We start from the raw sequence: 25542 nt of genomic DNA, 5'->3' as shown, positions 1-25542 counted from the left end.
GAGTTTTCTGGCGCAACGTTGCATTGTCAACCGGATGGGCTATTCATCCAGGTGAATTAGGGGATTTGCCCCGAACGCCGGAACCTCTTCTGCCGGTGTGTGTCTCATTCGCCCTGCTCGGAAATGCGCTCGCGCATGGACGATTTCCGCCAGAACTACGCAAATTGGACGGTCAGTACTGTACGACAGGCGGCCGTCCGGGGGCTGCCCCGATTTACCATGAAGTTCCTGTGGATCCGCTTGGTGTCCGTGTCAACTATTGGTCGATACTATGGAAGCCATGACGCGCTGGCTGACCGATGCGGAACAGACGACCTGGCAGTCCTACATTCGCATGCGGCAACGCCTGGACGCCGCCCTCGCCGCCGGGCTGGCCCAGGACGGACTGTCGACCTCCGACTACGAGGTGCTGGTCGCGCTGTCCGCGGCCGGCGGCCAGCTGCGCGCCAAGGAACTCGGCGCCGAGATCTGCTGGGACAAGAGCCGCCTGTCCAAGCATCTGTCGCGGATGGCGACCCGTGGCCTGGTCGATCGCTGCCAGGCCGTCGACGACGCCCGCGGGCGGGAGGTGCGGCTGACCGAGGCCGGCCGCCTGGCGCTCGAGGCCGCCGCCCCCAATCACGTCGAACTGGTGCGGCGGCTGTTCATCGACGAGATGACCGCCGCGGAGGCGGCCGCGGTGCGCTCGCTGGCCGGCCGGGTCGTCGCCGAGGTCGAGCGCACCGACGTGGAGGGGATCGCCTAGTCCTTCGGCGGCTCGAACCGGGCACGCTTCCAATCGCCGAACGGTTCGTCGCGCTCGCGCACGGCCTCGCGGAAACCTGCCGTGGCCGAACGCAATTGGAAGGCGTAGCCCTCGCGGGTATGCCGCGAGATGCCGTCGAACACCGTGCTGATCATGCCGGAGTTGGTGACCCCCTGCGCGAGCAGCGCGCTGTTGAGCGCCAGCTTCGCCATGACCAACTGGTTGATCGGCACCCGCGAAATGCGTTCCAGCAGTTCCTCGGTGCGCGCGTCCAGCTCGTCGGCGGGCGGGGCCTCGATGGCCAGGCCCCACTCCAGCGCCTGCTTGCCGCTGAGGCTGTCGCCGGTGAACAGCAGTCGCTTGGCGCGCTGGTCACCGATCCGGTGCGCCCACATGCCCGCGGCCGGAATGCCCCAGGTCCGGGTGGGCGGGTAGCCGAAGCGCGCGTCCTCGGCGCAGATGATCTGATCGGCGAACAGCGCGATATCGGTGCCGCCGGCGATGGCGAAGCCGTGCACCTTGGCGACGGTCGGCTTGTTGGCGTGCAGCAGGCTGGCGAAGCCGCGGTTGAAGCGCGACATCATGGCGTAGTCGACCATGGGATCCCAAGTGCCCCAGGGATTGTGATTGCGGGCCTGGACGACCGGGTCGAGCACCGTGCCCTCGGTCGGCTGCGCGCCCTCGGCCGGAGCGAAGCTGTTCTCGGCGAAGATCGACAGGTCGTAGCCGCCGCAGAAGCCCTTGCCGCGCCCGCTCACCACGATGACGTGCACGCGCGGATCCAGGTCGGCGCGCTCGACGGCCGCCGCCAGTTCGATCGGGGTGTCGGCGGTGATGGCATTGCCGCGCTCTGGCCGGTTGAAGGTGATGCGGGCGATGCGCCCGGTCACCTCGTAGGTCAGCGTGCGGCCGGTGTACTCGTCGACCGGTTCGGGGCGGCCCGCGAAGAGCGAGTCGTCACCGCCGGTCAGGTCGTCGCGCCAGGCGGCCGGGCGGGTACCGGAGTGGTTCTCGTAGTCGGGGGACACTCAAGCAGTGAACCCCGGTTCATTTCTTGCTGTCAAGCGTCCGGGCCGATCTACTCCCAGGGTTTGACCGGCGGTTTCACCCAGAGGATCTTCTCGTCCAGCCGCTCCCGGCGGGCCGCGGGATGGCCGGGATTGCGCGTGGCCCAGGCGTCCTTCTCGCCGAGCAGCCCGGCCACCACCTGCCAGGTCTCGTCGGTGCTGGGTGGATTGGTGTCAGCGGCGCGGGCCAGCTTGCGCCGTTGGGCGGCGGGCAGTTCCAGCAGTTCGGGACCGCTGATGCCGCGCGTCCAGAGATAGGCGGCCAGCCGCCGGGCCTTCTCCTCGCGGCTGCGGCTGGCGTGATCGGAGTGTGCGTAGTCGGCCATGTCTTCCTCGAACTCCGCGCAACCACGCAGGTCGCGGGGCATGTCGCCTCGACCCTACCGGAGCGCCGGGGCCGGCTCGCCGGGCGCTCCGCCGGTCCGAGGGCGTGCCCGGCGCGTCCTCGAATCCCAGCGAGTCGCAGGGCTTTTGCGGCTACCGTGGTCGCATGCCGGATGCCATGGATCTCGATGATCTGGTCATCGCCCGCGCCACCCCGTCGGAATGGGCCGCCGTGGTGGAGTGGGCCGCCGCCGAGGGCTGGAACCCGGGGCAGCGTGATGTCGGCGCGTTCTTCGTGCAGGATCCGGATGGATTCCTGCTCGGGCGGCTGAGCGGGGAGCCCGCCACCGCGGTCTCGGTGGTCAACTACGGCGCCGACTACGCGTTCCTGGGTTTCTATCTCGTGCGCCCGGATCTGCGCGGGCGCGGGTTCGGCCTGGCCACCTGGAACGCGGGTCTGAAACACGCGGGAGAGCGGGTCGTCGGGCTCGACGGAGTTCCCGCGCAGCAGGACAGCTATCGGCGCAGTGGATTCGAACTCGCCTACAACAGTGCGCGATTCATCGGTGTGCCCCGCCTGCCGCTGCCCGACGACACGGTGACCGCGCTCGCGCCGGCGGATTTCGCGGCGCTGCAACCGTACGACTCGGCCTGCTATCCGGCGGACCGGCCCGAATTCCTCACCGCCTGGCTCGCCGAGCCGGGCCATCGGACCTTCGCCCGGATCGTCGACGGGACCCTCACCGGGTACACGACCCTGCGTCCGGCCCGGGATTCACTGCGGGTCGGCCCGCTGTTCGCCGACACTCCCGCTGACGCGCGGCAGCTGCTGGCCGCGCTGGCCGCCCATGCGGCGGGAATGCCGCTGGCCGTGGATGTCCCGCTGGACAACGAACCCGCGGTGCGGCTGATGGAGTCGGCCGGGCTGACGCCGAGCTTCGAGACCGCGCGCATGTATACCGGGCCCGTCCGGGCGTACCACCGCGAGCGGGTCTACGGCGTGACCTCGCTCGAACTCGGCTGAACGGTCGTGGAATTCGTCACCACGCCGACGGACGCACCCGTCCGGGTGTGACGACCCTGGCGAGCGCATTGCGCAGTTCGACCGTGGCCGCGGGCCCGAGGGCGGCCGCCCATCGCTCGGTGAACCGGGCCGCGGCGGCATCGGCGGCGCGGGTGCACGCCCACCCGCGCTCGGTGAGCGTGACGAGCTTGGCGCGCGCGTCGTGCGGGTGCGGATTGCGTTGCGCGTAGCCCTTTTTGACGAGTTCCTCGACCAGCTGGCTGGCGGCCTGCTTGGTGACGCCCAGGTGTTCGGCGATCTCGCCGACCGTCGCGCCGTTCGGGGCCATGCGCACGAAGGCGAAGCCGTGGGTGGGCCGGATGTCGGTGAAGCCGGCCGCGACGCACCCGTCGTTGATGGCGTCGGTGACCTCCGCGGCGGCCGCGAGCAGTAGCAGCGGCAGGTCCTGTGCGTATCCGGGCATGTCTGGAATCTTGGCACTTGACAAAGAAGTCAACAAGCTTGACTATATAGTCAAGCTGCTTGACTGAAGGAGATGGCAAATGCCCGTAATCCACGCCGCCGACGCCCAGTCCCATGAAATGCACGGCTCCCGCTTCACCCCGCTGGTTCGTCCCAGCACCGGCAGCAGTGAGCTGTGCCTGTGGCGGCTGGAGATCTCGCCCGGCACCCAGGGCGTCCCGCACCGCGTCCACCGCGAGGAGGCGTTCATCCTGCTCGCGGGCTCGATCACGCTGACCATCGAGGGCGAGGCCGCGGAGCTGGCTCCCGGTGACGCGGCGGTGGTCCCGGCCGGATCCGTGATCCGCCTGGACAATCCGGCCGACCGGCCCGCCGAAGTGCTCGTCAACGCGCCCGTCGGCTTCACCGGTGAGCTGCTCGACGGGACCGTCGTCAACCCGCCCTGGGTGAACTGATCACCCGCCGATTCCTCCCCGCAGCGCCCCGGTCTCTCCGCTGACCGGGACCGCGGTCTTCCCCCGGGTTTCTGAAACATGTTCTAATTCTGGGGCTCATCAATCGGTAGGGGAGACTCCATGGTCGCGTTCTTCACCCAGGAGAACGGTCGCTTCACGGCGACCCGGATGGCGGTCAGCGCCTGGTCGCCGGCGCAGCTGGCCGGTACGGCCGTCTGCGGCCTGCTCGCGCACGAACTCGAAACGCACTGCCCCGGGCCCGATTTCATCCCCGCCCGGTTCACCGCCGACCTGTTCAGCCCGGTCCTCAACGAGCCCATCGAGCTGCACAGCTCGATCGTCCGCGACGGCAATCGCATTCGCGTGGCCGACGCGTCCATCATCCAGCACGGCCGGGTGCGCGCCCGCGCCACCGTGCAATTCCTGATCGCCACCGTCGAGCCGCCGGGCGAGATCTGGCAGCCGGCCCAGGAGCTCCCGACCCCCGAGACCCGGCTCGACGGGCCCGAGGGCAGCCCGCCCCTGTTCAAGTCCGGATCCTTCGACTGGACCCACGATTTCGCCTCCGGCGTCAACCCGCACCGCAAGGCAGCGTGGAACAATATCCCGGCCCTCATCGACGGCGTGCCCATTACGCCGTTCGAACGCGCGGCCTTCGTCAGTGACTCCACCAACCTGGTCTGCAACTGGGGCACCGCGGGGGTCGGCTACATCAACACCGATGTCACCATGACGCTCTCCCGGCTGCCGGAGGGCGTGGAATTGGGCGTGCAGGCCCGAGACCATGTCTCTGCCAACGGCATCGCCGTCTCCACGGCGACGCTCTACGACCGCACCGGCGAGCTGGGGCTCTGCACGATCACGGCGCTGTCCAATGCCCGTCGCCAGGTCGATATGGCCGCCTTCGCCGAAGCGCAGTCCCTCCCCGCTTCGACCTGCTGACCCGAGCCCGCTTTCACCGGGCTGTCTCCCGGTGGTCGAGGCAGCTGCGGACGAAGTCCTGCACGACCGGATCCGTGTCCTCCGCCGGTCGCCAACATCGCGGCAATGTACTTCGCGTTCGCGGTCGCATCCTGGGGCTTCGAGCTCACGCGGTAGTGCCGGTTCCTGGTTCGCCCAGTAGTTCGCGGGTCAGGAGCGTGGCTCCGGCGACGGCGCCCGGCATGAGGAATACCGCGACGAACGGCACCAGGAAGGCCACTCCGAGCGGCACGCCGAAGCCCCACGCCAAACCTTTGCGGCCACGCAACAGCGCCAACTGCTCACGTAGGTGAATGGCGCGGCGCTGCAGCGCGACCGCGGTCAGCTCCTGCGCGAGGAAGAACCCGGTGACGAAGATCGCGACCACCGGAATCACCGTTTGCCCGACAGCGGGCACGAATCCCAGCACGAACAACACAACCGCCCACACCATGGCCCGCACCAGAATTCGAACGCTGTCCCGAAGCGACACCCACAACTCCAGCCACCAGGCCAGCCCGGATTCCGGTGCGGTCCCATCAACCGACACCGACCGATCGACCCGCTCCGAGATCACGTCATAGAACGGCGATCCGATCACCAGAGTCACAGCAGTGAACGTGAGCACCGCCGCAAGCACCGCGAGCGCGATCAGAGCAATGTCCAACGCCCCGCGAAACAATCCCGCCCACGGGCTCGGCCAGTGATCGGCGAACGGCGTCACCGTCTCCGCCAGATCCCCGCCCCATGTGATCACCGCGACCAGCGCGGCCACATACAAAAACACCGTCACCAGCGCCGGCAGAATCCCGATCCCGTACTCCCGAGGATGCCGCACCACCCACCGCTGCCCCCGAACGAAATAGGCGAACCCAACCCCGAAATCACGCATCCCCGAACCCTACTGGCGCCCACCCGCCGCCACCCGCCCGAACTGTCCGCAGCGATCGACAACCTGTCGTTGTCGATTGTCGGGAACAAGTGATTTCTCGAGACGCTCCCACGGAACTGGCGTTGCCCGCAGCACCGCGCACAATTCCATTCGGCAGATCGGCTGCACGAGCCGACGTACGGATTCGCGAGGTGGTCCGGTGACAACCATCGGAACAGCGGAAACCACACTCCTGCACCTGCGTGTAGAACTGGGCGCCCTCGTTCTGGACCTCCAGGGCCGCCCCCAGCAAATCGACGAGGTGGCAGCCGAACTGACCGCCGCCGGCGCGGCAGCCATCAGCATCGACAACCACATCACCGCGACCATGCCCTCCCTGCCATGCTCCCAACCCTGGGATCCGTGACAACCGCGAAGCGAATGGGTTGCCGCATCGGTCGATCGACCGTGAAACCCTTTCCGGCGGTGCGCGCCGCGTAGCGTTCACCGCGTGGAGTTGTTGCGACGGTTTACCGATGAGCAGTACCGATACGCGCTGGAATCCTGGAACTGGATCGGCCTGGAGGGCAAGTACCCGATGTTCACGTCACCATTCGGCGACGTCTTCCTGGGTGCCGAGGACGGCGTGTGGTGGCTGGATACGTTCTACGGAAAGTTGTCGTACCTCTGGGGATCCGTCGAAGAGTGTGAGGCCGAGCTGCAGACGCGCGACGGTCAGCAACTGTATCTTCGGGCCGATCTCGCGGTCGCGGCTGCCGCGCACGGGTTGACCCCGAACGAATCCCAGATCTACGACCTGACGCATCCGGCCGTTCTGGGAGGTGACCCGCAGATCGGCAACGTTCAGGTCATGGACTTCGTCACCGCATTGGGCATGGCGGGGCAGATTCACGACCAGGTCCGCTTCATCCCCGAAGGCGCACAGATCAATATCGCCGTACCAGGCCCCGAACCCCGGCGCGGATGGCGGCGCTGGTTCGGTCGCGACTGAGGAGCGCGCGAGGGTGTTCGGCGCCGCTTCGCGAGCAGCTGCACCAAAAGTGCTGCGGCATTGGCGGTCTGGATGACGCTTGTGCGGACGCGGGTGAGGATTGCACGGCCACCGGCGGGGTATCCCGTTGGGCTTCAGCGGCCGCAAGCCCAATAGCTGATCGTCTTCCGCGCTGCGGCCCAGGCTCATTCGCTCGCGAGGTCCGATTCTTGCTCTTCGTAACGGACGTCGCCCCGCGACACGTTCTGTGCGCCATCAGGGACTCGAACCCCGAACCCGCTGATTAAGAGTCAGCTGCTCTGCCAATTGAGCTAATGGCGCGTGCTACTCCGTGGGTGGCTCGGTCTTCACCTGGCGGCTCCGCGGGGCGGGAAGAACATTAGCAGTGCTCGATCGCAGAACTGTAATGGGGGAGGGTATGACCCCGGATCCACTCGTGGCAGGACCGCCCTCGGTGCGGGGAGCCCTCGCCCTCGCACGCGCCGGCCCGCAATTGCCTACTGCGGTGGTTCATCCCGGCTTCTGTCGGCGAAGGCCGGCGCGGCGACCGCAAATGTGCTGAACACTCGGTCGATATCGACGGTGTCCATGCCGTTGATCCGCAGGATCGGCAGCAGCGCACCGATATTGGGCCGCTCCATCGGGCCGAAGCAGCCGTAGCAGCCGCGATGGTAGGACGGGCACAGGGCGCCGCATCCCGCCTGGGTGACCGGACCGAGACAGGGAATGCCGTCGGCGACCATCACACAGGTGTTGCCGCGGCGCTTGCATTCGGTGCAGACGCTGGTGTTGGGCAGGTCGGGTTCGCGCCCGGCCAGCAGCGCGCACAGGGTTTCCAGCAGCTGGCGGCGGTCGATCGGGCATCCGCGCAGCTCGTAGTCCACCGGCACATGCGCTGCGATCGGCGTCGCGGTATCAAGCGTCGAAATGTATTCCGGGCTGGCGTATACCACCGAAGCGAATTCGGTCATGTCGGCGAAGTTGCGCAGCGCTTGGATGCCGCCGTGACTGGCGCAGGCGCCGATTGTCACGAGAATCCGTGACTGCGCGCGGATCTCGAGGATCCGGCTCTGCTCGTCGGGTGTGCTGACCGAACCCTCGACCAGCGATACGTCGTAGGGCCCGGGCTCGACCGCACTGCTCGCCTCGACGAAATGCGTGATGCGGACCCGGCCCGCCAGCGCGAGCAATTCGTCCTCGCAATCCAGCAGGCTGAGCTGGCAGCCGTCGCAGGAGGTGAACTTCCAGACCGCGAGCGTGGGTGTCGTCATCCTGGCTCCTGGAGGAGTGCCGTGGTATGCCCGGATCGACGGGCAGTTTCGCGAGGGGTTCGGTGACGAGGCCGCAACACCACGCCGAGGCGGTCCAGCCCGTCGCGGTCGATCGTCACGGTGTCGCCGATGATCAAGGGAGCCCCTGTTCTCGCGCGTCGTTCGGTTCCAGTCTCGCCGGTGCGGCACGCCGCGACCAGCGCCGAAGGTCGTCGGTGCCGGGCCGGAGTACCTGAGCCGGCGGAGCAGCACGAAATCGTTGCCGGTGTCGCGCCGGGCAGGACCCGGTCAGTCCCGGCTGTCCACAGCGGTGTGGGAGGCGGGTACGTGCTGCATCGACGAGTACCGTGCCATGGCGATCTCCTCCTGGGCGCGGAGTTCGGCCCCGGTCCGCACATACGCGTCGGGGCCCGGAAAGATCAGGGCCCGATGCCCGGTGTCGGTCCAGTGCACGAGATACGGCGGTGCGCCTTCCGCGCCGTGCACCTCTTCGATGAGGCCGCGACGGACCATGCCCCCGACCGCGCGTCCTTCGACGATCAGCCAGTCTCCTGGTTGTGCTCGCATCGAACGACCTCCTCCGACGTCAGCCGGAAATCCGTGTCTCGAATCTCCATCGTGGTGAGTCCATACGTTTTCCGGATAGGGCCGGAAGTCCTGCGCCTGGCCACCCGCACGATCAACCACTCGACCCTGGAATCGGCCGGTAGCGCACCCGCCCGACCGGAGCCCGGCTTCCGGATCGCTCATGCCGATTCCTCCGACTCGGCCGGAGTAGTGGGTAACCAGGTGGTGAACCAGTTCCGCGCGAGCTCCGCGGCTTTGCGCAGAGTGCCCGGTTCCTCGAACAGGTGGGTCGCGCCGGGCACCTCGGCCAGCACGGTCTCACAGGACATCGCCTCGGCTGCCTGGCGATTCAGATCCATGACCAGGTAGTCGTGACCGCCGACGATCAGCAGAGTCGGCGCCCGTACCGCCGATAGCGCGGGACCGGCCAGATCGGGTCGCCCGCCACGAGACACCACCGCTCGCACGTCCACGCGTGGATCGGCGGCGGCGCGCAGGGCCGCGGCGGCACCGGTACTCGCCCCGAAATATCCGATCGGCAGCCCCGCCACGTATTCCTGTCCACTCAACCAGTCGGTGACCGCCACCAGGCGCCGGGCCAGTAGGTCGATATCGAACACATTGGCGCGGTTGGCTTCCTCGGACGTGGTGAGCAGGTCGAACAGCAGCGTGCCGAGCCGGGCCTGCTGCAGTACCTCGGCGACGTATCGGTTGCGCGGGCTGTGGCGGCTACTGCCGCTACCGTGTGCGAACAACACCACACCGATCGGATGCTCTGGAATGGTGAGATGCCCTGACAGCAGGTCTTTCCCGGCCCGCACACACACCTCGTCGTCGCGCAGCGGCGGATCCGCGGCCAGTCCCGCCTGTCGCTGCGCATCCTGGGCGGCCGCGCGAGCCAGCAGCTCGATGACTTCGTCGTCGGTGGTCTGGTCGAAGCGGCGATACCACTGCCCGACCGCGTAGAAGAACGGCGGCTGGTCGAGGCAGACCACCTCGTCGGCTTCTCGCTGCAGCATGAGCACTGCGTCCCGGGCCGCGACCGGCACCGCCAGCACGACTCGGGCGGCGCCCTGAGCCCGGGCGACCTGGCAGGCGGCCCGCGCGGTCGCGCCGGTCGCGACGCCGTCGTCGACGATCATCGCGATGCGGCCTTTCAATGGGATGCGCGGGTGACCGGCCCGGAAATGAGCGACGCGACGGTTCAATTCCGCGCGTTCGTGCTGCTCCACCCGCGCCATCTCCGCACCGGACAGACCTGCTCGCTCCACCAGGTCGTTGTTGATCACCCGCACCCCGTCTTCGCCGAGAGCGCCGAAAGCGAGCTCGGGCTGATGCGGGAGGCCCAGCTTGCGCACCACGATGACATCCAGCGGCGCTTGCAGCCGCCGGGCAACCTCGAACGCGACCGGGACGCCGCCGCGCGGCAGCCCCAGCACGACGACATCCGTATCAGGCTGTGTTGACAGCCGTTCTGCGAGCCGACGGCCCGCTTCGGCACGATCCTGGAAATACATCGAAACCTCCTTCGGGCAGGCACCTTCAGCCTCACAGCCATCGGCCGCCACCGGCAGGTCCGGTTGTCGCCGGTCGGGAGAGTCGTTGGTCCCACGACGGCTTCGGAGCCATCGGGTTGCCGGTACGGGCGCAACATCGCCAACCAAAAAAGGCCCCTCTCCTTCAGCGATTTCGCTGTCGAAGGGGGGCCTGTCGTGGTGCGCCATCAGGGACTCGAACCCCGAACCCGCTGATTAAGAGTCAGCTGCTCTGCCAATTGAGCTAATGGCGCGTGTCACTCCGCGGAGGGCTTGGGCTTTCGCTCGGGCCGCTCTGCGGTGCGGATAGAACATTAACAGGGGAGGGTACGGAAAGTGAAATCGTGTGGCTGAGCTGTGGGTTTGTGAGAGGCCGGGGAGTTGTTAACGCTGCGGGGGTGATCATGGATGTTCCGGGAGACGTCCTGTGGGGCGGGAACGCTTGGCTCGATGCCGTGGTGGTCGAACAGGCGTGGGTCGGAAGGTGCTCGGCTGCGCGCCGAGACGTGAAGTGGGGTTGCGATGCGCGAAGGTCAGGGCCGGCGGCGATACGGTCGGCTGCTGGGAGTCGGGGCGGTGTTGTCCGTGCTGGCGTTGGCACTGGTCGGGTGTTCATCCGGGGATAAGGGTCAATCCTCAACGGTGGCAATCGATTCCAATCCCATCGGCGAGCTCATGAAGCCGAAGCTGATCTCCCCGGTCAAGGACGGTGACAAGGGCGTGTCGCCGGGGGAGCTGACCTTGAAGGTGGAGGACGGGAAGTTCACCGCTGTGTCGCTCACCAGTCCGGACGGCAAGCCGGTATCGGGGGAGCTGGCGCCGGATGGGGGCTCGTGGAGGCTGACCGAGCAGCTGGGGTTCGGGCGCACCTACCGATTGAGCGTGGACGCGATCGGCCTTGGCGGGGCGGCCAATTCGACTATGAGCTTCACCACGATCACGCCCAACAACCGCACGCACCCGTATCTGCTGCCGGCGGAGAACGAAGTGGTCGGCATCGGCCAGCCGGTGGCCGTGCAGTTCGACGAGAACATTCCGGACCGCAAGGCCGCCCAGGATGCGATCAAGATCACCACGACGCCCGCGGTCGAGGGCGCTTTCTACTGGGTCAACAATCGCGAGGTGCGCTGGCGGCCACAGAACTTCTGGGCCCCGGGCACCAGGGTCGACATCGCGGTGAACGCCTATGGCAGGGATCTCGGCAACGGCCTGGTCGGCGACAGCGACATCCACTCCGGCTTCACCATCGGCGACGCCACGATCTTCACCGCCGACGACGACACCAAGATGGTGACCGTCGAACGCAACGGCGAGGTGATCCGGACCATGCCGACCTCGATGGGTAAGAACTCCACCCCCACCGACAATGGCGTCTACATCGTCGGCGACAAGTTCGACAAGATCATCATGGATTCCTCCACCTACGGCGTCCCGGTGAACTCGCCGGGCGGCTACCGCACCCCCATCGACTGGGCGACGCGGATCTCCTACTCCGGCATCTTCTTCCACTCGGCCCCGTGGTCGGTGGGCGCGCAGGGCTCGGTCAACACCAGCCACGGCTGCCTCAATCTGAGCCCGGCCGACGCCAAATGGGTGTACGACAACGTCAAGCGCGGCGACATCACCGTCGTCAAGAACACCGTCGGCGGCACGCTGTCCGGCCTGGACGGGCTGGGCGACTGGAACATTCCGTGGGAGCAGTGGAAGGCCGGCAACGCCGACGACAACCGCTGATCGCGGGCGCGCCGAAGGGGCATCAGCGGGTCGCTGATGCCCCTTCGGACGCGCTCGATCTCGGGGGGAGCGGGTGTCAGCCGATGGTGCCGGGCCCGATGCCGCCGCCGCCAGTGAGGTTGCCGCAGCCCAGTCCGGCGTAACCGGCGAGCGCCGCGGCGCTGCCGGCGACGGTGCAGCCGCCCTTCGAGGAACCCGTGGTCGCCGATCCGGTCGCGCCGCCGAGCTTGATGGCGGAGGATCCGAAGTTCACGTCGGACTCGATCGGGTTGTCGGCGGCGGACGGGTCGGCCGTGGTGGTGCCGGGCGTCGTGGTGGTGGTGCCGGGCGTCGTGGTGGTGCCCGGGGTGGTCGTCGTGGCGCCGGGCGTGGTCGTGGTCTGCGCAGCGTCGGTGAGGACGATCTCCGCGGACGCGACGGGCGCGGCGGCGATGACAGCCGCAACGGCTAGCAAAGTGGTTACGGCACAACGATTCACGTGCAATGTCCTTCGGATCGAGCATGGGTCGGGGGCCCCGACGTCCCCGGTGTCCTGAGCAGTCTACGAAGATCGCGTGACCTGCGCCGCAAAATGCGACACACTGGTGTTTCTGTCACACTCCGAGACACGCTCGGTCATGCCCCGCGACCCGCTAGGTCACCCTTCGATGCGTGCGATGGCCCGCACCGGAGCGCCGTCCGCGCCGGGCAGGTTGAGCGGAAACATCGACACCTCGACCCGCTGTCCGGCCTGTTGCGCCGCCAGCACCTCGGTCAATCCGGTCAGATTCTCGGCGATGACCGTGTGCGCCCCGCAGAGGATCCGATGCACCGGAATGTCCTCGGCCGGCGTCGGGTCGACACTGAGCGCGTCGATCCCGATCGTCCGCACGCCCGCCGCGACCAGATATTCGGCCGCCTCCACCGTCAGATGCGGATGGTTCAGATAGGTGTGGGTGCCCCAGTGTCGCGACCAGTCGGTGGCGATCAGCACGATCTGCCCGGCCTCGACCCGGTCCACGAGGAATTCGCGCCCGATCGCCCCGCCCGCTCCCGCCGACCGCGCGTCGATGACGACGCCGGGACCGGTGAACCGGTCCAGCGGTAGCTCGTCCAACGCCGGCAGCGCGTCGTCGATGTGCCGCGGCGCGTCCACATGCGTGCCCGTCTGTGACCCGAGATCCAGGTGCAGCACATTCACGCCGTCGACGGCCACGGTGAGCGCCGGCCGGATGGTGACCTCCGGATCGCCGGGATACACCGGCATACCGGACAGGATCGGTACCGAAAGATCGATGATGCGCACTTTCCGCCTGCCTCCCTGTGGATTTCGCGCGATGATGGCGGTCAGCAAGATCGAATACAGCCGCCGATGAGGATTCGAGAACCGCTATGTCTGCCATCCATATTGCCGTGTTGAACCGCAGTACCGTACTGACCGACGCCCAGGTGTCGGCGGTGGTCCCGGCGCTGCAGACGCAGGTGCACCGGGATTGGGCCCCGGTGTGGGGGAGTGACGCCGACCTGAGTTTCGTGGCGACCGGCGCGCAGCCGCCGGCCGGCGCCTGGTGGCTGGTGGTCTCCGACGACTCCGACCAGGCCGGCGCGCTCGGCTATCACGATCTGACCGACGAGGGCCTGCCGATGGGAAAGGTGTTCGCGCGCAGCGATATCAACGCCGGCCTGCAGTGGACGGTGACGGCCAGTCACGAACTGCTGGAGATGCTCGGCGACCCCGACATCAACCTGGCCGCCTGCGTGTTCTCCAATGCCACGACGGGGCGCATCTACGCCTACGAGGTCGCCGACGCCTGTGAGGCGGACCAGTACGGGTACGACATCAATGGAATCCTGGTGTCGGACTTCGTGTTTCCCGCGTGGTTCGAGAACTTCCGCAAGGCGGGCAGCACCCAGTTCGACTACGGCAAGCACATCACCGCGCCGTTCCAGCTGCTGCCCGGCGGATACATCGGGGTGTTCGACATCAACAGCGGCAGCGGCTGGCACCAGTTGACGGCGCAGGGCAAGCCCGCGCACTACGCCATGCGCGCCCGGGTCGGCAGCCGCCGCGAGCGCCGCCGCACGCCCCGCGACCAGTGGCTGCTCAGCGACGTGCGCTGACCCGGGTCAGGCCCTGGCGTCGAGCATCCAGCAGGCGGCGGTGAAGCGGGCCTCGCCGCCCTGGATGTACGGGTCGAACGCTGCTCGGACGGTGCGGACGACCTGCTCGCGGGTGGCGTCGTCCACCTCCAGCAGGGCCAGGCCGACCGGGCCCAGGCGCGAGAGGTAACCGATCAGCGCCGATTCGGGCATGACGCAGTCGACGTCGATCGGGCGGACATCGATCTCGGTCCAGCCGCTCGCCGCCAGGATTCCGGCCACGTGATCGCGGTCGGCGAAGGCGAATTGGCCCGGGCCGCCGGGGATCCGGGGCCCGAGATTCGGCAGCAGCGGGGCGGCCGCGCGTTCGGCCTGGGTGAAGAAGGGGTTCTCCTCGGGGGCGCGCCAGACGAGGCAGCCGAGTCGGCCGCCGGGGCTGGTGGCACGGCGCAGGTTGGTGAAGGCGGCGACCGGGTCGGCGAAGAACATCACCCCGAACCGGGACGTGACCAGGTCGTAGGCGCCCGGTTCGAAGGGGTGGGTCTCGGCGTCGGCGCGAATGAAGTCCACCGACAGGCCTTCCCGCTCGGCGTTGGCGCGGGCGGCGGTGATCATCGGTTCGGAGATGTCGACGCCCGTGCAGTGCGCGCCGGTCTCGCGCGCGAGCGCGATCGTGGTGCCGCCGGTGCCGCATCCGACATCCAGGATGCGCGGCGCGCCGGCGTCGCGCGCCAGTTCCACCATCAGGTCCTGGAGTGGCCGCATCACCAGTGCGACGAGGTCCTGGGCGTCGACCCAGGCATTGCCGGAGGCGCCGTTCCAGCGGGCGGATTGGTCGTTGTCGAGCGGTGTCGTCATATCGCTGTCCTTCGTCGGGGGACGGGGCGGAGAGCTAAACTGTCCCAATTCAAGTCGACTTGAGGTCAAGGCTCGAGGTGATTCGATGACCGGCCTGGATATCGCCGAAGTGGTGCGCCGATCCGGCGTTCCGGCCTCGACCCTGCGCTACTACGAGGAACGCGGCCTGATCGCCTCGACCGGCCGGCGCGGGCTCCGCCGCCAATTCGACGAGTCCGTGCTCGAACAGCTGGCCCTGATCGCGCTCGGCCGCACCGCCGGCTTCTCCCTCGACGATATCGTCGTCGCCTTCGGCGCCCAGGGTGACCTGCGCGTCGATCGTGCCGTTCTCATCGACAAGGCCGACGAATTGGACCGCACCATCGCGCAATTGACCGCGGTGCGCGACGGCCTGCGGCACACTGCGGCCTGCCCGGCCCCGAGTCACGCGGAATGCTCGACCTTCCGGCGCCTGCTGCGGGAGGTCATGGCGGGCAGGCTCGCCGCGATCGACGCCTTGACCCCGTGATATCCGCTGTGCCGCACCGCATCTCAGTGAGCGGACCAGCGGCACGGCGTCACTCCGTCTGGTAGCCCGGACATACGCCCGGGGTCAGCCCCCGGTCGGCGGCGATGCGCACCAACAGCCCCGAGAGCTGCTCGTGTTTCTCCGGCGTCAGTGACCGGCACAGTGCGCCTCGGCTTCGCGGGCGACCGCGCCCAGTTCGCCGAGGGTGGTCCGGCCGTTGGCGGTCGGATAGAGCGCGTGCTGCCGCCGATTGTCGGGGTGGCGTTTGCGCTGTCCGTCTCCGCGTTCACCTTTCTGCTGCCGGTGGTCCGCTTCGGCGGACTGCGTGACCATGTCGTTCTGGTCGATGGCCGGCGACGGCACCCACCTGATCTCCGTCATGAACAGCACCGACCCCGAGAACGGCGAGTACTTCGTCGGCAGCGGCGGCTCGACGCGACAGCCCAGACCCGCCCGACTTCGTCCGGCCCGCGGCTCAGCGGACGGCGGCGACGGCTTCCTTGGCGAGGGCGGCGACCAGCGGATTGTCCGCTGCGGCAGCCTGATCCGGTTTCGTGGTCAGCACCAGGATCACCAGTGGCGCGGCGCCGCCCGCGGGCCAGATGACCGCGATGTCGTTGGCGGTGCCGTAGTCGCCACTGCCGGTCTTGTCGGCGGTCTTCCAGTCCGCCGGGAGCGCGGCGCGAATGCGGGCATCGCCGGTGGTGTTGGCGAGCAGCCATGCGGTCAGCTGGGTCCGTTCGGGTTCGGCCAGGGCGTCGCCGAGCACCAGTTTGCGGTAGTCGTCGGCGAGGGCGGCCGGGGTGCTGGTGTCGCGTTCGTCGCCGGGGATGTTGGTATTGAGTTCGGTTTCCCAGCGATCCATGCGGGTGGTCTGATCGCCGATCGAGCGCAGGAAGGCGGTGACGGCCGGCGGCCCGCCGAGCAGTTCGAGGATCTGATTGCCCGCGGTGTTGTCGCTGTGGGTGATCGCGGCCTGGCAGAGTTCGGCCACGGTCATGCCGGTATCGACGCGGGTGCTGGTGATCGGCGAGTTCGCCACCAGCTTGTCGGGGGTGAAATGGATGACCTGGTCGAAGAATCCGCTGCCGAGCGGATGCGCGTGCAGCAGTGCGCCGCAGGCGAGCGGTTTGAAGGTGGAGTCGAAGGCGAACCGTTCGTCCTGCCGATAGCCGACGGTCTTGCCGGTGCCGGTATCGATGGCTACCACGCCCGCCCGGGCTCCGTGCTGCTGTTCGAGCGCGCGCAGCGCCGCGGTGTCGGTGACCGTGTCGGCGGCGGTGGTCGGTTCGCTCACCGCCGCTTGGGTTTTCGAGTCGCTGCCGCAGCCGCCGGTCAGCGGGGCCAGGAGCAGGAGGGAAACCAGTGCGCCGTATTTCAGGGTCGACAAAACAAGCCTCTCAATCGGTTTCGAGTGCTGAAGGAGGTATTCGGCTCGCGCCGTGTGAAATTGGAATCGAGAGAATCAGTGCGGGGCGCGCAGCATACGGCCCGCGGCCTGCACGGCCGGCTCGGAACTGCCCGCGTCGCTGATGAAGACGGCGAACGCCAGATCGCCGTCGATGCCGACGAACCAGCCGTGCGCGTGCTTGTCGTCGATGTATTCGGCGGTGCCGGTCTTGCCGAGCAGGCCGGTGATATCCCGCAGTTCGGTGGCGGTGCCGCCCGTGATCGTCTCACGCATCATGGATTTCACCTGATCTGCGATGCCCGGCGGCAGCGCGGGCGGCTGCCGGTCGGGCCTGCCGGGCTGCCCCTGGACGATGGTCGGCGGCTGGACCGCGCCCTGGGCGAGCGTGGCCGCCAGCAGCGCCATCCCGAACGGTGACGCGGTCACCTTGCCCTGCCCGATGCCCTCCTCCACCCGCAGTGCGGGGGTATCGGCGGTGGGCACCTTGCCGGTGACGGTGGTCAGGCCGGGCGTCACATAGTCGATGCCTAGTCCGAGCTGGGCGGCCGCATTGGTGAGTCCGTCCGGTGCGAGCTGGACCGCCAGCCGGCCCATGGTGGTGTTGCAGGACTTGGCGAAGGCGGTGTGCAGCGGCACCTGGCCGAGGTCGAAGTTGTTGTCATTGGGGATCTCCCGGCCCTCGATGTTCTCCTTGCCGGGGCAGGCGACCATGGTGTCGGGCGTGACCTGACCCGCCTGCAGGGCGGCGGAGACGGTGACGGTCTTGAAGGTCGAGCCCGGCGGGTACAGCCCGGTCAGTCCGATCGGGCCCTGCGCGTCACCGGCCGCGTTCTGGGCCATGGCCAGCACGTTGCCGGTCGACGGCTGCACGGCGACAATGGCCGCCGGCGTGGTGATCGGGTTCAGCGCGGCCTCCGCGGCCCGCTGCAATCCGACATCGAGGGTGGTGCGAATGTCGGTGACCGGCTTGGGATCCGGGCCGCCGACCCGCTGCGTGCCGTCGCTGCCCTGGGCGCGGACCGCCCAGCCCGCGGCCGCGTCGGCCTGCTGCTGCCACAGGTCGGCGAGGCCGGAGAAGGTCGGGGAGGACAGGGCCTTGTCGACCGCCAATAGTCGGGTCTGCTGGGCGGTGGTCACATCGACGAGGTTGGCGAGGGCGGCCTGGACGATGGCGTAGTCGGAGTCGCGCAGGGTGACGGCGGTGATCGGTTTGCCCTGTGCCGCGCCCAGATCCGATTGCAGGCTCGCGGCGGTGACATCCGGGGCGACCGGTCGCAGCGCCGCGGCGACGGCCGCCGTGTCGGCGCCGGGCGCGACGTTCACCAGCGTCACCACCTGCTGGGTGAGCAGCGCACCACCCGCGTTGTCGAGGACCTTGGCGGGGTCGGGATAGACGAGGCTGTAGGACAGCGGGCCGACATTCAGGCCGGGCGCGACGGTCGCGGGATCCCACTGGATCTTCCAGTCGCCGCCGGATTTCGTGGCGCGGCCCGCGGTGGTGTACGCCCACTCGTTCTTGCCGTCCTTGCCCAGCTTCCAGGTGGCGGCCAGCGTGAATGTGCCGCCGTCGTCGGTCTTCTCGACCTTGCTCGCCTCGAAGTGCACCTGTTTGCCAAGGCTGTCGTACAGCGGGGCCAGTGCGGCGGCGGCCTGGGCGGGGTCGCTGGTCGCGCCGGCGGCGGCCTGCACGTCGTCGCGGTTCAGCGCGTCCGTGAAGCGGTCGACCGTCTTGGACAGTCCGGATGTGGCGTCCGATCCGGAGCACGCCGTCGCCGTGACCAGCATGGCCGCGGCGCAGACACCGGTGAGGGCCTTCCTGCTGAACTCTGCCATGACAGCCACCCCAGCACGGATCACCGGGGGCTGTCCAAGACCAACACGGATGAGAACCGATATACCGATCGATATCGTTGCAGCGTGCGGGGTGTCAGGCGGCTGTGTCGCGGCCGGCTGACGGGCCGATCCTGGCACCCGGAATGCTGGGGGAGTGGACGAGATCTTCCGGACGGCCGGTGTCGAGGGCCGGGTGCACGCCCGCTGTTTCGACTGTGGCGGTGAATTCGGCTGGGCCGCCGACGAACCGGTGGTGCTGTCCTCGGTGGTGAAGGTGCCGCTGGTGCTGGAGTTCGCGCGGCAGGTGGCGGCGGGGCAGCTCGATCCATCCGACCGGGTGCGGGCCACGGCGGCGGACCGGCTGGGCGGGGTGGGCACCGCGGGCTGCCACGACGATGTCGAATTCAGCCTGCGCGACGCCGCCTGGTTCGCACTCACCGTGAGCGACAATACGGCCGCTGACCTGCTCTTCGACCGGGTCGGCGTGGACAATGTGCGCTCGCTGGCGCGTGAACTCGGGCTCACCGGCACCCGGATCATGGGGTCGCTGCGCGACATCCTCTACAGCATGGCCGAGGACATCGGGGCGCGTGACCTGCACGAATTCGCCCGTCGCTACCCGGAATCCAGTGCGGCGGAGGTGTTCGGCTCACGGGCGGTGGATCCGCTGCGCACCACGGCCGGGACCGCGCGCGACATGACTCGTCTGCTGTGGCTCATCGGCGAGGATCGCGCGGGGGCACCGGAGGCGTGCCGGTTCGTGCGGGATCTCATGCGGCAGCAGGTGTACGGGCATCGGCTGCCGTCGGCGTTCCCGCCGGACACCGACATCTGGTCCAAGACCGGGACGCTGCCCGGGATCCGCAATGAGATCGGGGTGGTCGGGTATCCGGACGGCAGCCGGTACGCGGTCGCGGTTTTCACCGTGTCGCACAGTCTGGCCGGGCGGCAGCCCGTGGTGGATCGGGCCATCGGCGCGGCGGCGCGGCTGGCCGTCGAGCGTATCGCTCACACTCGGCCCGCGACCACATCCCACGGACGGCGCTGCGACCCATCCTGAATCGGGACCGGGCGGGACGCCCCGTCACCCTGCACCACCGTGACGATGAGGTCGGCGAGTTCCCGGACCAGCGGGTGCGGGGCGGCCGCGGGCCAGGTCAGCGCGAGTCGCCAGTGCAGCGTGCCCTCGGGCAGTGGCCGCCACACCACGCGCGGCTCCTTCTGCGCGACCAGGCCCTGGTCGAAGGCGACGCCGCGGCCGGAAAGCACCATGCCGAGCACGAATTCGGGATTGCGGGCGTGCTGCACCGAGGCGGGGCGGAAGCCTTGCTCCCAGCAGGTCCGCAGGGTGGCGTCGTACAGGCCGGGGGCGGCGGCGCGCGGAAAGATGACCAAGCCGTGCCCGGCGAGGTCGGCGAGCGTGAGCGACGCCCGCGCGGCCAGCGGGGAATCCCTCGGCAGCACCACGCCCAGCGGGGTCTCCACCGCCGGGCCCGATTCCAGACCGACCACGTCCACCGGATATTGCAGTAGCCCCGCGTCGAGTTGCCGATCCGCCAGCAGCCGTACCTGTTCGGCGGTGGTGAGTTCCTGCAGGTCGACCCGTACCTGACGGCTCTCGAACGCGGTGAGGATGGCCGCCAGCACGCGGCCTGCCAGCTCCGGTGGCACGCCCACCCGCAGCGCGTCGATCTCACCCCTGTGGGCCTTGCCCACCAGCGATTTCGCCCGCTCCCAGCGTGCGATCAGATCCCGCGCCTCCACCAGCAGGATCTGTCCCGCCTCGGTGAGCTCCACCCGCCGACTGTCGCGTTCCAGCAGGCGGGCCCCGATATCGCTCTCCAGCTTGCGGATTCGCTGGCTCAGCGCGGGCTGGGCGATCCGCAGTCGTTCGGCCGCCCGGCCGAAGTGCAACTCCTCGGCCACGGCGATGAAGTAGCGCAACTGACGCAGCGGATCCATCCGACCGACGATATCGGTTTCCTTATCGCCGGGTCAGTCCCGTGCCCGCACCTCGAGAATCTGCAGGCACCGCCCGATCGGCCCGCGCTCGTCGTGCAGCACGGTCGAGCACATCCCGACCCCGTCCGGTCCGATCGAGGTCTGCACCGCCAGCCCGATCCACTCACTCTCCGGCAGCCGGAACAGGTCGATGGTCAGATCGGTGTTGAGGAACGTCCACTTCAGCGGATCCAGCTGCGCCCCAACCCCATTGGCTACATCCGCCACCGAGAACACCCGCACCAGCGGCGAGATCTCCTCGCCCTCGACGACCTCGACCAGCGGCTTCACCCACACCCGCCGGGTGACGTCGTCACTGTCCACCGACCGGATGTCCACCGACTTCACGTACCCGACATCCCACCCGTCCGGCACGCCCCAACCGATCTCGGACGGCTCCGGCACCGCCGGCAGCGGCGCGTCAGCGGTATGCACCACCGACGAACTGTCCGACGTGGCGATCCGCCACGCCGAAGCCCTCGCCACTGCCCGCCGACTCCCATCAGCCCGCGTGGCGACCAGTTCCGCCGCCACCAACTCGACCCGCTTCCCAGGCCGCTCCACCCAGGCCCGAACCTCGACATCCCCCACTGGCACCGGCCCCAGGATCTCCATCGTCAACCGGGCAACCCGCATCCCCTCGTGAGCCGAACACCGCTCCATCGCCCGAGCCAGCAACGCAGAGGGCGGCGCCCCATGCTGCATCGACGCCGCCCACACACTCACAGTCGAAGCAGTGGCCGCATACCGCTCGAAGCCCTCGGCCCCCGCTCCGAGGCCGATGTAGTACGCCTTACTCCCGGCCTCGTCTTCCAAGGCCTCTCGCAACAGTGCTGTCGCATCATTGGTCCGGGTCACCCAGCCAACGTATCAGCCCACGTCGCAACCACTAGACGCTGTACGACACCGCCCGATCCACCGGGCTCATCCCCGGTCCAGAATGTCGCGATGAATCCGCTCGACAACCGCCGCACGACTCCAGCCCGCATCGATACGGATCTCCGGTGCGAAACCCAGCGGCTGCCAGCCGTGATACCACTCGGCCATCTGCTCCGGCGAGAACTCCGCCGCCCGGGAGCCGGCCGTATGCCGGGCGACGGTCTCCTCGAGGGTCAGGTCGAAGCAGTAGTGCAGCGCGCGATCCGCCGCGAGGGTGAGGCGCTCGAGCGCCGCGCCGTACCGCCCGGCGTTCAGGATGCCCTCCACGATCACCACCAGCCCACGGGCCAACCCGAAGGCCGCGATGTGTTCCAGCAGTTCGATATTGGCCGCGCCGTCCGCATCCGGCTCTCGCAGCATCTGCCTGCGCACCACATCCTGCGGCACGACGAGGCACGCCCCTCGCGCGAACCGCTGCTGCACCGCGACTGCGGCGGTCGACTTCCCCGATGCCGAATTGCCGCGAATAACGACCAGCACGCTCATGTCACCGGAGGGTACGCGGGCAGGGTGTGAATCTTGTTCGGGCGCAGGCTGTCCGGTGGGATTCGGGGCGGGTCAGAGTTTGTAGCCGATGAGGCGGAGGAGGTGGTGGCGGTCGGTTCGGTCTGTGTCGGTTTCGATTCCGAGCGGTGGGTAGCCGTCGATGACTCCGATGATGCCGCGGCCGAGCGAGGTTTCGGCGATCAGGACCTCGACGGCGTTGGCGGTGGCGCAGAAGATGGTGCAGACCTCGGGGACTCGGCGGATCGCGTTGAGGACGTTGACGGGATAGCCCTCGCGGAGGAAGACGATGAAGGAGTGTCCCGCGCCCAACGCGGCCGCGTTCTTCGTGGCGAGTTCGACCAGGTCGGGGGCGTTTCCGGAGTTGCGGATCAGGCGGGGGCCGGAGGCTTCGCAGAACGCCAGCCCGAACTGTAGTTGCGGACCTGTTCCGACGAGGGCTTCGTGCAGGTCCTCGACCGTCTTGATGAAGTGGGACTGCCCGATGACGACATTGAGCTCATCGGGATTCTCGATGGGCACCGCTGTCAGTTCCATTGATTCATGGTCCTCCGCGCGCGGAGGACGAACAAGATCAGGGAGCTGTCGTGGCGGGGAATCGGGCAGGATCCGCGGTGACAGCTCCCTGGGCTGGGAGAACCGGAGTCAGGGGACCGGGTCGGGTTCCGGGGCGGGGCGGGATTCCGGGGCGGGGATCGTCTCCGCCGCGGGGGCTTCGCGTTTGCCGAGGAGGGAGTGGCGTCGGCTGTAGGCGAAGTAGAGGACGATGCCCAGGGCCATCCAGATGACGAAGCGGAGCCAGGTCTCGATGGAGAGGTTGAGCATCAGCCACAGGCAGGCCAGGGCGGCGAGGATGGGGATCACGGGGACGAAGGGGACTCGGAAGCCGCGCTTCAGGTCGGGGCGGGTGCGGCGCAGGATCGGGACGCCGAGGGAGACGAGGACGAAGGCCACGAGAGTGCCGATATTGACCATCTCCTCGAGTGTCCCGAAGTCGACGAAACCGGCCAGCAGGGCGCACACGGCACCGACGATGACCGTCAGGCGGACGGGGGTGCCGTGTTTGCCGGTGTGGGCGAGGCCGCGGGGGAGCAGGCCGTCGCGCGCCATGGCGAACAGGACGCGGGTCTGGCCCAGGAACATGACCATGACGACCGTGGACAGGCCCGCCAGCGCGCCGATGGAGATGATGTTCTTCACCCAGACCGCGCCGTGCAGGGCGAAAGCGGTTGCCAGGGTGGCGTTTCCGCTCGCGAGCTCGGTGTAGGGGACCATGCCGGTGAGGATCAGCGAGACCGCCACGTAGAGGACGGTCACGATGGCCAGCGAGCCGAAGATGCCGCGCGGGACGTCACGCTGCGGGTTGCGGGTCTCCTCGGCGGTGGTGGCGACCACGTCGAAGCCGACGAAGGCGAAGAACACCAGCGAGGCCGCGGCCAGCAGGCCGTACCAGCCGAAACTCGTCCCGCCGGAACCGGTAAGGAAGGAGAACAGCGACTGGTGTACGCCGCCGGCCTGCTCGGACGGCTGCGACGGCGGGATGTAGGGGCTGAGGTTGGACGCCTTGAAGTAGGTGGCGCCGACCACCAGCACGAGCGCGATCACGGCCAGCTTGATGGCGACCGCGACGGCCGACACCCGCGAGGACAGTTTGGTGCCGGTGGCCAGCAGCACGGCGACGACCGCGATGATCAGTACCGCACCCCAGTCGAACGAGATCGACCCGACGTGCGCGACCGGATTCACCAGGCCGCCCAATACCTCCCCGAGATACTGCGACCACCCCTTGGCGACCACCGAAACGGCAAGGGCGAACTCGAGAATGAGATCCCATCCGATGATCCAGGCGATGATCTCGCCGAAAGTGGCGTACGCGAACGTGTACGCGCTGCCCGCCACCGGCACGGTCGAGGCGAATTCGGCGTAGCACAGCGCCGTCAGCCCGCAGGCGATGGCCGCGAATACGAAGGCCAGCGAGACCGAGGGGCCCGCCACCGTGCCCGCGGTCCGGGCGGTGAGCGTGAAGATGCCCGCCCCGATGACCACCGCGACACCGAAGATCGTCAGATCCCGCGCCGTCAGATCCTTGCGTAGCTTGGAGTCCGGTTCATCGGTATCCCGGATCGACTGCTCGACCGATTTGGTGCGGAACACTCCGCTCGCGAACGCCACTTGTCGTCTCCTCTCTGAAACTACGGTGCGGCGATCAGAGGGCCCGCGGGATGGCGTCGAGACGACGCTCCGCGAACCTGCTGGCCGCCGCTCCGGTGCCGATTCCCTCGGCCTTGGATTCCGCGATGATGTCGCGGCAGCGGTCGAAGATGCCCCTCACTGCGTCTTCGACCTCGGCCGGCGCTGCCTGGCGCAGCTCACCGGCCACCTGAACGAGCCCACCGCCATTGGCCACGAAATCCGGAACCCAGGTGATGCCGCGTTCGTTCAGGGCGTATTCCACTGCGGGCGTGGCCAACTGGTTGTTGGCGGCGCCGCAGACGAGTTTCGCCTCGATGGCCTCGGCGCTGGACGCGGTGAGCGTGCCGCCGAGGGCGCAGGGGGCGTAGACGTCGACCGGAGCGGTGGACACGTTGCTCAACAGTCGAACCGACGGATGGTCCTTGGAAATGCGTTCCAGCGCCGCCTGGTTCACGTCGGTGGCGCAGACCTCCGCACCGTCGGCGAGCAGCAGCTGGATGAGTTCGCGGCCGACCTTGCCGACACCTTCGACGCCGACCGTGCGGCCCGCCAGTGTGGCTGCGCCCCACACGGATTCGGCTCCGGCGCGCATGGCGTTGAACACGCCGAGCGCGGTGAGCCGGGCACTGTCACCGGAACCGCCCGCCGTGGTGCTGCGGCCGGTGACGTGGCGGGTGTAGCGGCCGATGGCATCCAGGTCGTCGGTATTGGTGCCCACATCACCCGCGGTGATGTACCGCCCGCCGAGGGATTCGACGAACCGCGCGTAGGCCGCGAACAGCTCCTCGCTCTTGTCCAGGGCCGGATCGCCGATGATGACGGCCTTGCCGCCGCCCAGATCCAGCCCGGCGGCCGCCGCCTTGTAGGTCATGCCCCACGACAGCCGCAGTACGTCGTCCAGCGCGGCCGCCTCGCAGGCGTACGGGTACATCCGGGTGCCGCCGAGCGCCGGGCCCAGCGTGGTCGAGTGAATCGCGATGATCGCCTTGAGTCCGCTCTTGTCGTCCTCGCAGAACACCACCTGCTCGTGTCGCCGGGCGCTCAACTCGTGCGAGCGGCCGAAAACTCCTGCGTCGGTGTGCATTGCGGTCACAATCGATTCCTTTCGTGGACGCCGCTTGTGGCGGCTGGGTGGTGGCCGCGTGGTGGGCGGCCGGGTGCCGTGCCGGATTCGGGCACAGGTCATCGC

General features: G+C 68.4%; 29 protein-coding genes and 2 tRNA genes. 10 read left to right on the top strand and 21 right to left on the bottom strand.

Translation table 11 applies throughout. The features are described from left to right. The first annotated feature begins 280 nt into the window (after nucleotides 1-280). Nucleotides 281-745 (top strand): MarR family winged helix-turn-helix transcriptional regulator, encoded by a 465-nt coding sequence (locus ON33_RS19565; protein ID WP_040860629.1) that lies wholly within the window; start codon nucleotides 281-283, stop codon nucleotides 743-745. Here the strand turns inward: ON33_RS19565 and ON33_RS19560 are convergent. Together ON33_RS19560 and ON33_RS19555 are read right to left on the bottom strand one after the other, a co-directional pair. After that, entirely contained in the window at nucleotides 742-1773 is a 1032-nt protein-coding gene (locus ON33_RS19560; protein WP_040860325.1) for a crotonase/enoyl-CoA hydratase family protein, read from the bottom strand. The genes ON33_RS19565 and ON33_RS19560 overlap by 4 nt on opposite strands. A 50-nt stretch (nucleotides 1774-1823) precedes the next feature. Next, the gene (locus ON33_RS19555; protein ID WP_040860628.1) at nucleotides 1824-2138 is read right to left on the bottom strand and encodes a hypothetical protein; all 315 of its coding nucleotides are present in this window, start codon (nucleotides 2136-2138) and stop codon (nucleotides 1824-1826) included. A gap of 164 nt (nucleotides 2139-2302) precedes the next feature. On the opposite strand from ON33_RS19555, the gene ON33_RS19550 reads away from it, so the two are divergent. Beyond that, nucleotides 2303-3160: a GNAT family N-acetyltransferase gene (locus ON33_RS19550; protein WP_040860324.1), complete on the top strand. Its 858-nt coding sequence runs from the start codon at nucleotides 2303-2305 to the stop codon at nucleotides 3158-3160. 16 nt (nucleotides 3161-3176) lie between these two features. On the opposite strand, the gene ON33_RS19545 is transcribed toward ON33_RS19550, so the two are convergent. Continuing rightward, nucleotides 3177-3623 (bottom strand): MarR family winged helix-turn-helix transcriptional regulator, encoded by a 447-nt coding sequence (locus tag ON33_RS19545; protein ID WP_040860323.1) that lies wholly within the window; start codon nucleotides 3621-3623, stop codon nucleotides 3177-3179. Nucleotides 3624-3702: 79 nt separating this feature from the next. On the opposite strand from ON33_RS19545, the gene ON33_RS19540 reads away from it, so the two are divergent. Both ON33_RS19540 and ON33_RS19535 read left to right on the top strand, forming a co-directional pair. Next, nucleotides 3703-4077, top strand: a complete 375-nt coding sequence (locus ON33_RS19540) for a cupin domain-containing protein (RefSeq protein WP_040860322.1) — start codon at nucleotides 3703-3705, stop codon at nucleotides 4075-4077. Between the two features lie 120 nt (nucleotides 4078-4197). Then, the gene (locus ON33_RS19535) at nucleotides 4198-5019 is read left to right on the top strand and encodes a thioesterase family protein (protein ID WP_040860321.1); all 822 of its coding nucleotides are present in this window, start codon (nucleotides 4198-4200) and stop codon (nucleotides 5017-5019) included. 145 nt (nucleotides 5020-5164) lie between these two features. On the opposite strand, the gene ON33_RS19530 is transcribed toward ON33_RS19535, so the two are convergent. Then, nucleotides 5165-5929: an EI24 domain-containing protein gene (locus ON33_RS19530; RefSeq protein WP_040860320.1), complete on the bottom strand. Its 765-nt coding sequence runs from the start codon at nucleotides 5927-5929 to the stop codon at nucleotides 5165-5167. 199 nt (nucleotides 5930-6128) lie between these two features. On the opposite strand from ON33_RS19530, the gene ON33_RS19525 reads away from it, so the two are divergent. Both ON33_RS19525 and ON33_RS19520 read left to right on the top strand, forming a co-directional pair. Continuing rightward, nucleotides 6129-6335 carry a hypothetical protein gene (locus ON33_RS19525; protein WP_040860319.1) on the top strand — a complete coding sequence of 69 codons (207 nt, stop codon included), beginning with the start codon at nucleotides 6129-6131 and terminating at the stop codon, nucleotides 6333-6335. 84 nt (nucleotides 6336-6419) lie between these two features. Beyond that, complete coding sequence (locus tag ON33_RS19520) at nucleotides 6420-6920, top strand: hypothetical protein (protein WP_040860318.1); 501 nt, start codon at nucleotides 6420-6422, stop codon at nucleotides 6918-6920. 248 nt (nucleotides 6921-7168) lie between these two features. Here ON33_RS19520 and ON33_RS19515 read toward each other — a convergent pair. From ON33_RS19515 to ON33_RS19495, 5 genes are all read right to left on the bottom strand, one after another. Further along, nucleotides 7169-7241: transfer RNA gene (locus ON33_RS19515), tRNA-Lys, on the bottom strand. 176 nt (nucleotides 7242-7417) lie between these two features. Then, nucleotides 7418-8191, bottom strand: coding sequence for an NADH-quinone oxidoreductase subunit B family protein (locus ON33_RS19510; RefSeq protein WP_040860317.1), 774 nt, complete (start codon nucleotides 8189-8191; stop codon nucleotides 7418-7420). Between the two features lie 288 nt (nucleotides 8192-8479). Beyond that, complete coding sequence (locus ON33_RS19505; protein ID WP_051152470.1) at nucleotides 8480-8758, bottom strand: DUF1918 domain-containing protein; 279 nt, start codon at nucleotides 8756-8758, stop codon at nucleotides 8480-8482. Nucleotides 8759-8937: 179 nt separating this feature from the next. Further along, nucleotides 8938-10275 carry a phosphoribosyltransferase gene (locus ON33_RS19500; protein WP_040860316.1) on the bottom strand — a complete coding sequence of 446 codons (1338 nt, stop codon included), beginning with the start codon at nucleotides 10273-10275 and terminating at the stop codon, nucleotides 8938-8940. Nucleotides 10276-10471: 196 nt separating this feature from the next. Further along, nucleotides 10472-10547, bottom strand: a tRNA-Lys gene (locus ON33_RS19495). Between the two features lie 268 nt (nucleotides 10548-10815). Between ON33_RS19495 and ON33_RS19490 the strand changes: the two genes are divergently transcribed. Next, nucleotides 10816-12027 (top strand): L,D-transpeptidase, encoded by a 1212-nt coding sequence (locus ON33_RS19490; RefSeq protein WP_040860315.1) that lies wholly within the window; start codon nucleotides 10816-10818, stop codon nucleotides 12025-12027. Nucleotides 12028-12103: 76 nt separating this feature from the next. Here ON33_RS19490 and ON33_RS19485 read toward each other — a convergent pair whose 3' ends face one another. Together ON33_RS19485 and ON33_RS19480 are read right to left on the bottom strand one after the other, a co-directional pair. Beyond that, nucleotides 12104-12481, bottom strand: coding sequence for a hypothetical protein (locus ON33_RS19485; RefSeq protein WP_040860314.1), 378 nt, complete (start codon nucleotides 12479-12481; stop codon nucleotides 12104-12106). Between the two features lie 183 nt (nucleotides 12482-12664). Beyond that, entirely contained in the window at nucleotides 12665-13312 is a 648-nt protein-coding gene (locus tag ON33_RS19480; protein WP_040860626.1) for a cyclase family protein, read from the bottom strand. A gap of 110 nt (nucleotides 13313-13422) precedes the next feature. Between ON33_RS19480 and ON33_RS38355 the strand changes: the two genes are divergently transcribed. Next, on the top strand, nucleotides 13423-14127 hold the full coding sequence (locus tag ON33_RS38355; RefSeq protein WP_218001468.1) for a hypothetical protein: 705 nt from the start codon (nucleotides 13423-13425) through the stop codon (nucleotides 14125-14127). 6 nt (nucleotides 14128-14133) lie between these two features. Here the strand turns inward: ON33_RS38355 and ON33_RS19470 are convergent, their stop codons facing one another. Next, entirely contained in the window at nucleotides 14134-14964 is an 831-nt protein-coding gene (locus ON33_RS19470; RefSeq protein WP_040860313.1) for a class I SAM-dependent methyltransferase, read from the bottom strand. A gap of 85 nt (nucleotides 14965-15049) precedes the next feature. Between ON33_RS19470 and ON33_RS19465 the strand changes: the two genes are divergently transcribed. Next, a complete protein-coding gene (locus ON33_RS19465; RefSeq protein WP_040860312.1) occupies nucleotides 15050-15472 on the top strand; it encodes a helix-turn-helix domain-containing protein in 423 nt (140 codons plus the stop codon). A 147-nt stretch (nucleotides 15473-15619) separates the two neighbouring features. Here ON33_RS19465 and ON33_RS19460 read toward each other — a convergent pair whose 3' ends face one another. The 3 genes from ON33_RS19460 to ON33_RS19450 form a co-directional block, all read right to left on the bottom strand. Then, nucleotides 15620-15853 (bottom strand): hypothetical protein, encoded by a 234-nt coding sequence (locus tag ON33_RS19460; RefSeq protein WP_157184609.1) that lies wholly within the window; start codon nucleotides 15851-15853, stop codon nucleotides 15620-15622. 94 nt (nucleotides 15854-15947) lie between these two features. Further along, the gene (gene bla / locus ON33_RS19455; RefSeq protein ID WP_051152468.1) at nucleotides 15948-16877 is read right to left on the bottom strand and encodes a class A beta-lactamase; all 930 of its coding nucleotides are present in this window, start codon (nucleotides 16875-16877) and stop codon (nucleotides 15948-15950) included. A gap of 60 nt (nucleotides 16878-16937) precedes the next feature. Then, nucleotides 16938-18716 (bottom strand): penicillin-binding transpeptidase domain-containing protein, encoded by a 1779-nt coding sequence (locus ON33_RS19450; RefSeq protein WP_040860624.1) that lies wholly within the window; start codon nucleotides 18714-18716, stop codon nucleotides 16938-16940. 154 nt (nucleotides 18717-18870) lie between these two features. Between ON33_RS19450 and ON33_RS19445 the strand changes: the two genes are divergently transcribed. Continuing rightward, nucleotides 18871-19776, top strand: coding sequence for a serine hydrolase (locus ON33_RS19445; protein WP_040860309.1), 906 nt, complete (start codon nucleotides 18871-18873; stop codon nucleotides 19774-19776). Here ON33_RS19445 and ON33_RS19440 read toward each other — a convergent pair. The 6 genes from ON33_RS19440 to ON33_RS19415 form a co-directional block, all read right to left on the bottom strand. Further along, a complete protein-coding gene (locus tag ON33_RS19440; RefSeq protein ID WP_040860308.1) occupies nucleotides 19725-20678 on the bottom strand; it encodes a LysR family transcriptional regulator in 954 nt (317 codons plus the stop codon). The two genes, ON33_RS19445 and ON33_RS19440, sit on opposite strands and share 52 nt — an antisense overlap. A gap of 33 nt (nucleotides 20679-20711) precedes the next feature. Next, entirely contained in the window at nucleotides 20712-21533 is an 822-nt protein-coding gene (locus ON33_RS19435) for a thioesterase family protein (protein WP_040860623.1), read from the bottom strand. A gap of 108 nt (nucleotides 21534-21641) precedes the next feature. Continuing rightward, nucleotides 21642-22142: an AAA family ATPase gene (locus tag ON33_RS19430; RefSeq protein WP_040860307.1), complete on the bottom strand. Its 501-nt coding sequence runs from the start codon at nucleotides 22140-22142 to the stop codon at nucleotides 21642-21644. A 72-nt stretch (nucleotides 22143-22214) separates the two neighbouring features. Further along, nucleotides 22215-22697 carry an adenosine-specific kinase gene (locus tag ON33_RS19425; protein WP_040860306.1) on the bottom strand — a complete coding sequence of 161 codons (483 nt, stop codon included), beginning with the start codon at nucleotides 22695-22697 and terminating at the stop codon, nucleotides 22215-22217. A gap of 108 nt (nucleotides 22698-22805) precedes the next feature. Continuing rightward, on the bottom strand, nucleotides 22806-24332 hold the full coding sequence (locus ON33_RS19420) for an amino acid permease (RefSeq protein ID WP_040860305.1): 1527 nt from the start codon (nucleotides 24330-24332) through the stop codon (nucleotides 22806-22808). Between the two features lie 34 nt (nucleotides 24333-24366). Next, the gene (locus ON33_RS19415) at nucleotides 24367-25437 is read right to left on the bottom strand and encodes a Glu/Leu/Phe/Val family dehydrogenase (RefSeq protein WP_051152467.1); all 1071 of its coding nucleotides are present in this window, start codon (nucleotides 25435-25437) and stop codon (nucleotides 24367-24369) included. Between the last annotated feature and the right edge of the window lie 105 nt (nucleotides 25438-25542).

The sequence above is a fragment of the Nocardia niigatensis NBRC 100131 genome (genome assembly GCF_000308655.1).
Lineage (GTDB): Bacteria > Actinomycetota > Actinomycetes > Mycobacteriales > Mycobacteriaceae > Nocardia > Nocardia niigatensis.
This window is presented reverse-complemented; position numbering and strand designations above follow the sequence as displayed.

What these genes read in the sequence shown, in the direction of transcription:
- ON33_RS19540 (WP_040860322.1), top strand. Translation starts at nt 3,703, where the DNA reads ATGCCCGTAATCCACGCCGCCGACGCCCAGTCCCATGAAATGCACGGC.
- ON33_RS19550 (WP_040860324.1), top strand. Translation starts at nt 2,303, where the DNA reads ATGCCGGATGCCATGGATCTCGATGATCTGGTCATCGCCCGCGCCACC.
- ON33_RS19460 (WP_157184609.1), bottom strand. Translation starts at nt 15,853, where the DNA reads ATGACGGAGATCAGGTGGGTGCCGTCGCCGGCCATCGACCAGAACGAC.
- ON33_RS19430 (WP_040860307.1), bottom strand. Translation starts at nt 22,142, where the DNA reads ATGAGCGTGCTGGTCGTTATTCGCGGCAATTCGGCATCGGGGAAGTCG.
- ON33_RS19470 (WP_040860313.1), bottom strand. Translation starts at nt 14,964, where the DNA reads ATGACGACACCGCTCGACAACGACCAATCCGCCCGCTGGAACGGCGCC.
- ON33_RS19555 (WP_040860628.1), bottom strand. Translation starts at nt 2,138, where the DNA reads ATGGCCGACTACGCACACTCCGATCACGCCAGCCGCAGCCGCGAGGAG.
- ON33_RS19565 (WP_040860629.1), top strand. Translation starts at nt 281, where the DNA reads ATGACGCGCTGGCTGACCGATGCGGAACAGACGACCTGGCAGTCCTAC.
- ON33_RS19490 (WP_040860315.1), top strand. Translation starts at nt 10,816, where the DNA reads ATGCGCGAAGGTCAGGGCCGGCGGCGATACGGTCGGCTGCTGGGAGTC.
- ON33_RS19535 (WP_040860321.1), top strand. Translation starts at nt 4,198, where the DNA reads ATGGTCGCGTTCTTCACCCAGGAGAACGGTCGCTTCACGGCGACCCGG.
- ON33_RS19545 (WP_040860323.1), bottom strand. Translation starts at nt 3,623, where the DNA reads ATGCCCGGATACGCACAGGACCTGCCGCTGCTACTGCTCGCGGCCGCC.
- ON33_RS19440 (WP_040860308.1), bottom strand. Translation starts at nt 20,678, where the DNA reads ATGGATCCGCTGCGTCAGTTGCGCTACTTCATCGCCGTGGCCGAGGAG.
- ON33_RS19450 (WP_040860624.1), bottom strand. Translation starts at nt 18,716, where the DNA reads ATGGCAGAGTTCAGCAGGAAGGCCCTCACCGGTGTCTGCGCCGCGGCC.
- ON33_RS19425 (WP_040860306.1), bottom strand. Translation starts at nt 22,697, where the DNA reads ATGGAACTGACAGCGGTGCCCATCGAGAATCCCGATGAGCTCAATGTC.
- ON33_RS19530 (WP_040860320.1), bottom strand. Translation starts at nt 5,929, where the DNA reads ATGCGTGATTTCGGGGTTGGGTTCGCCTATTTCGTTCGGGGGCAGCGG.
- ON33_RS19510 (WP_040860317.1), bottom strand. Translation starts at nt 8,191, where the DNA reads ATGACGACACCCACGCTCGCGGTCTGGAAGTTCACCTCCTGCGACGGC.
- ON33_RS19465 (WP_040860312.1), top strand. Translation starts at nt 15,050, where the DNA reads ATGACCGGCCTGGATATCGCCGAAGTGGTGCGCCGATCCGGCGTTCCG.
- ON33_RS19415 (WP_051152467.1), bottom strand. Translation starts at nt 25,437, where the DNA reads ATGCACACCGACGCAGGAGTTTTCGGCCGCTCGCACGAGTTGAGCGCC.
- ON33_RS19505 (WP_051152470.1), bottom strand. Translation starts at nt 8,758, where the DNA reads ATGCGAGCACAACCAGGAGACTGGCTGATCGTCGAAGGACGCGCGGTC.
- ON33_RS19500 (WP_040860316.1), bottom strand. Translation starts at nt 10,275, where the DNA reads ATGTATTTCCAGGATCGTGCCGAAGCGGGCCGTCGGCTCGCAGAACGG.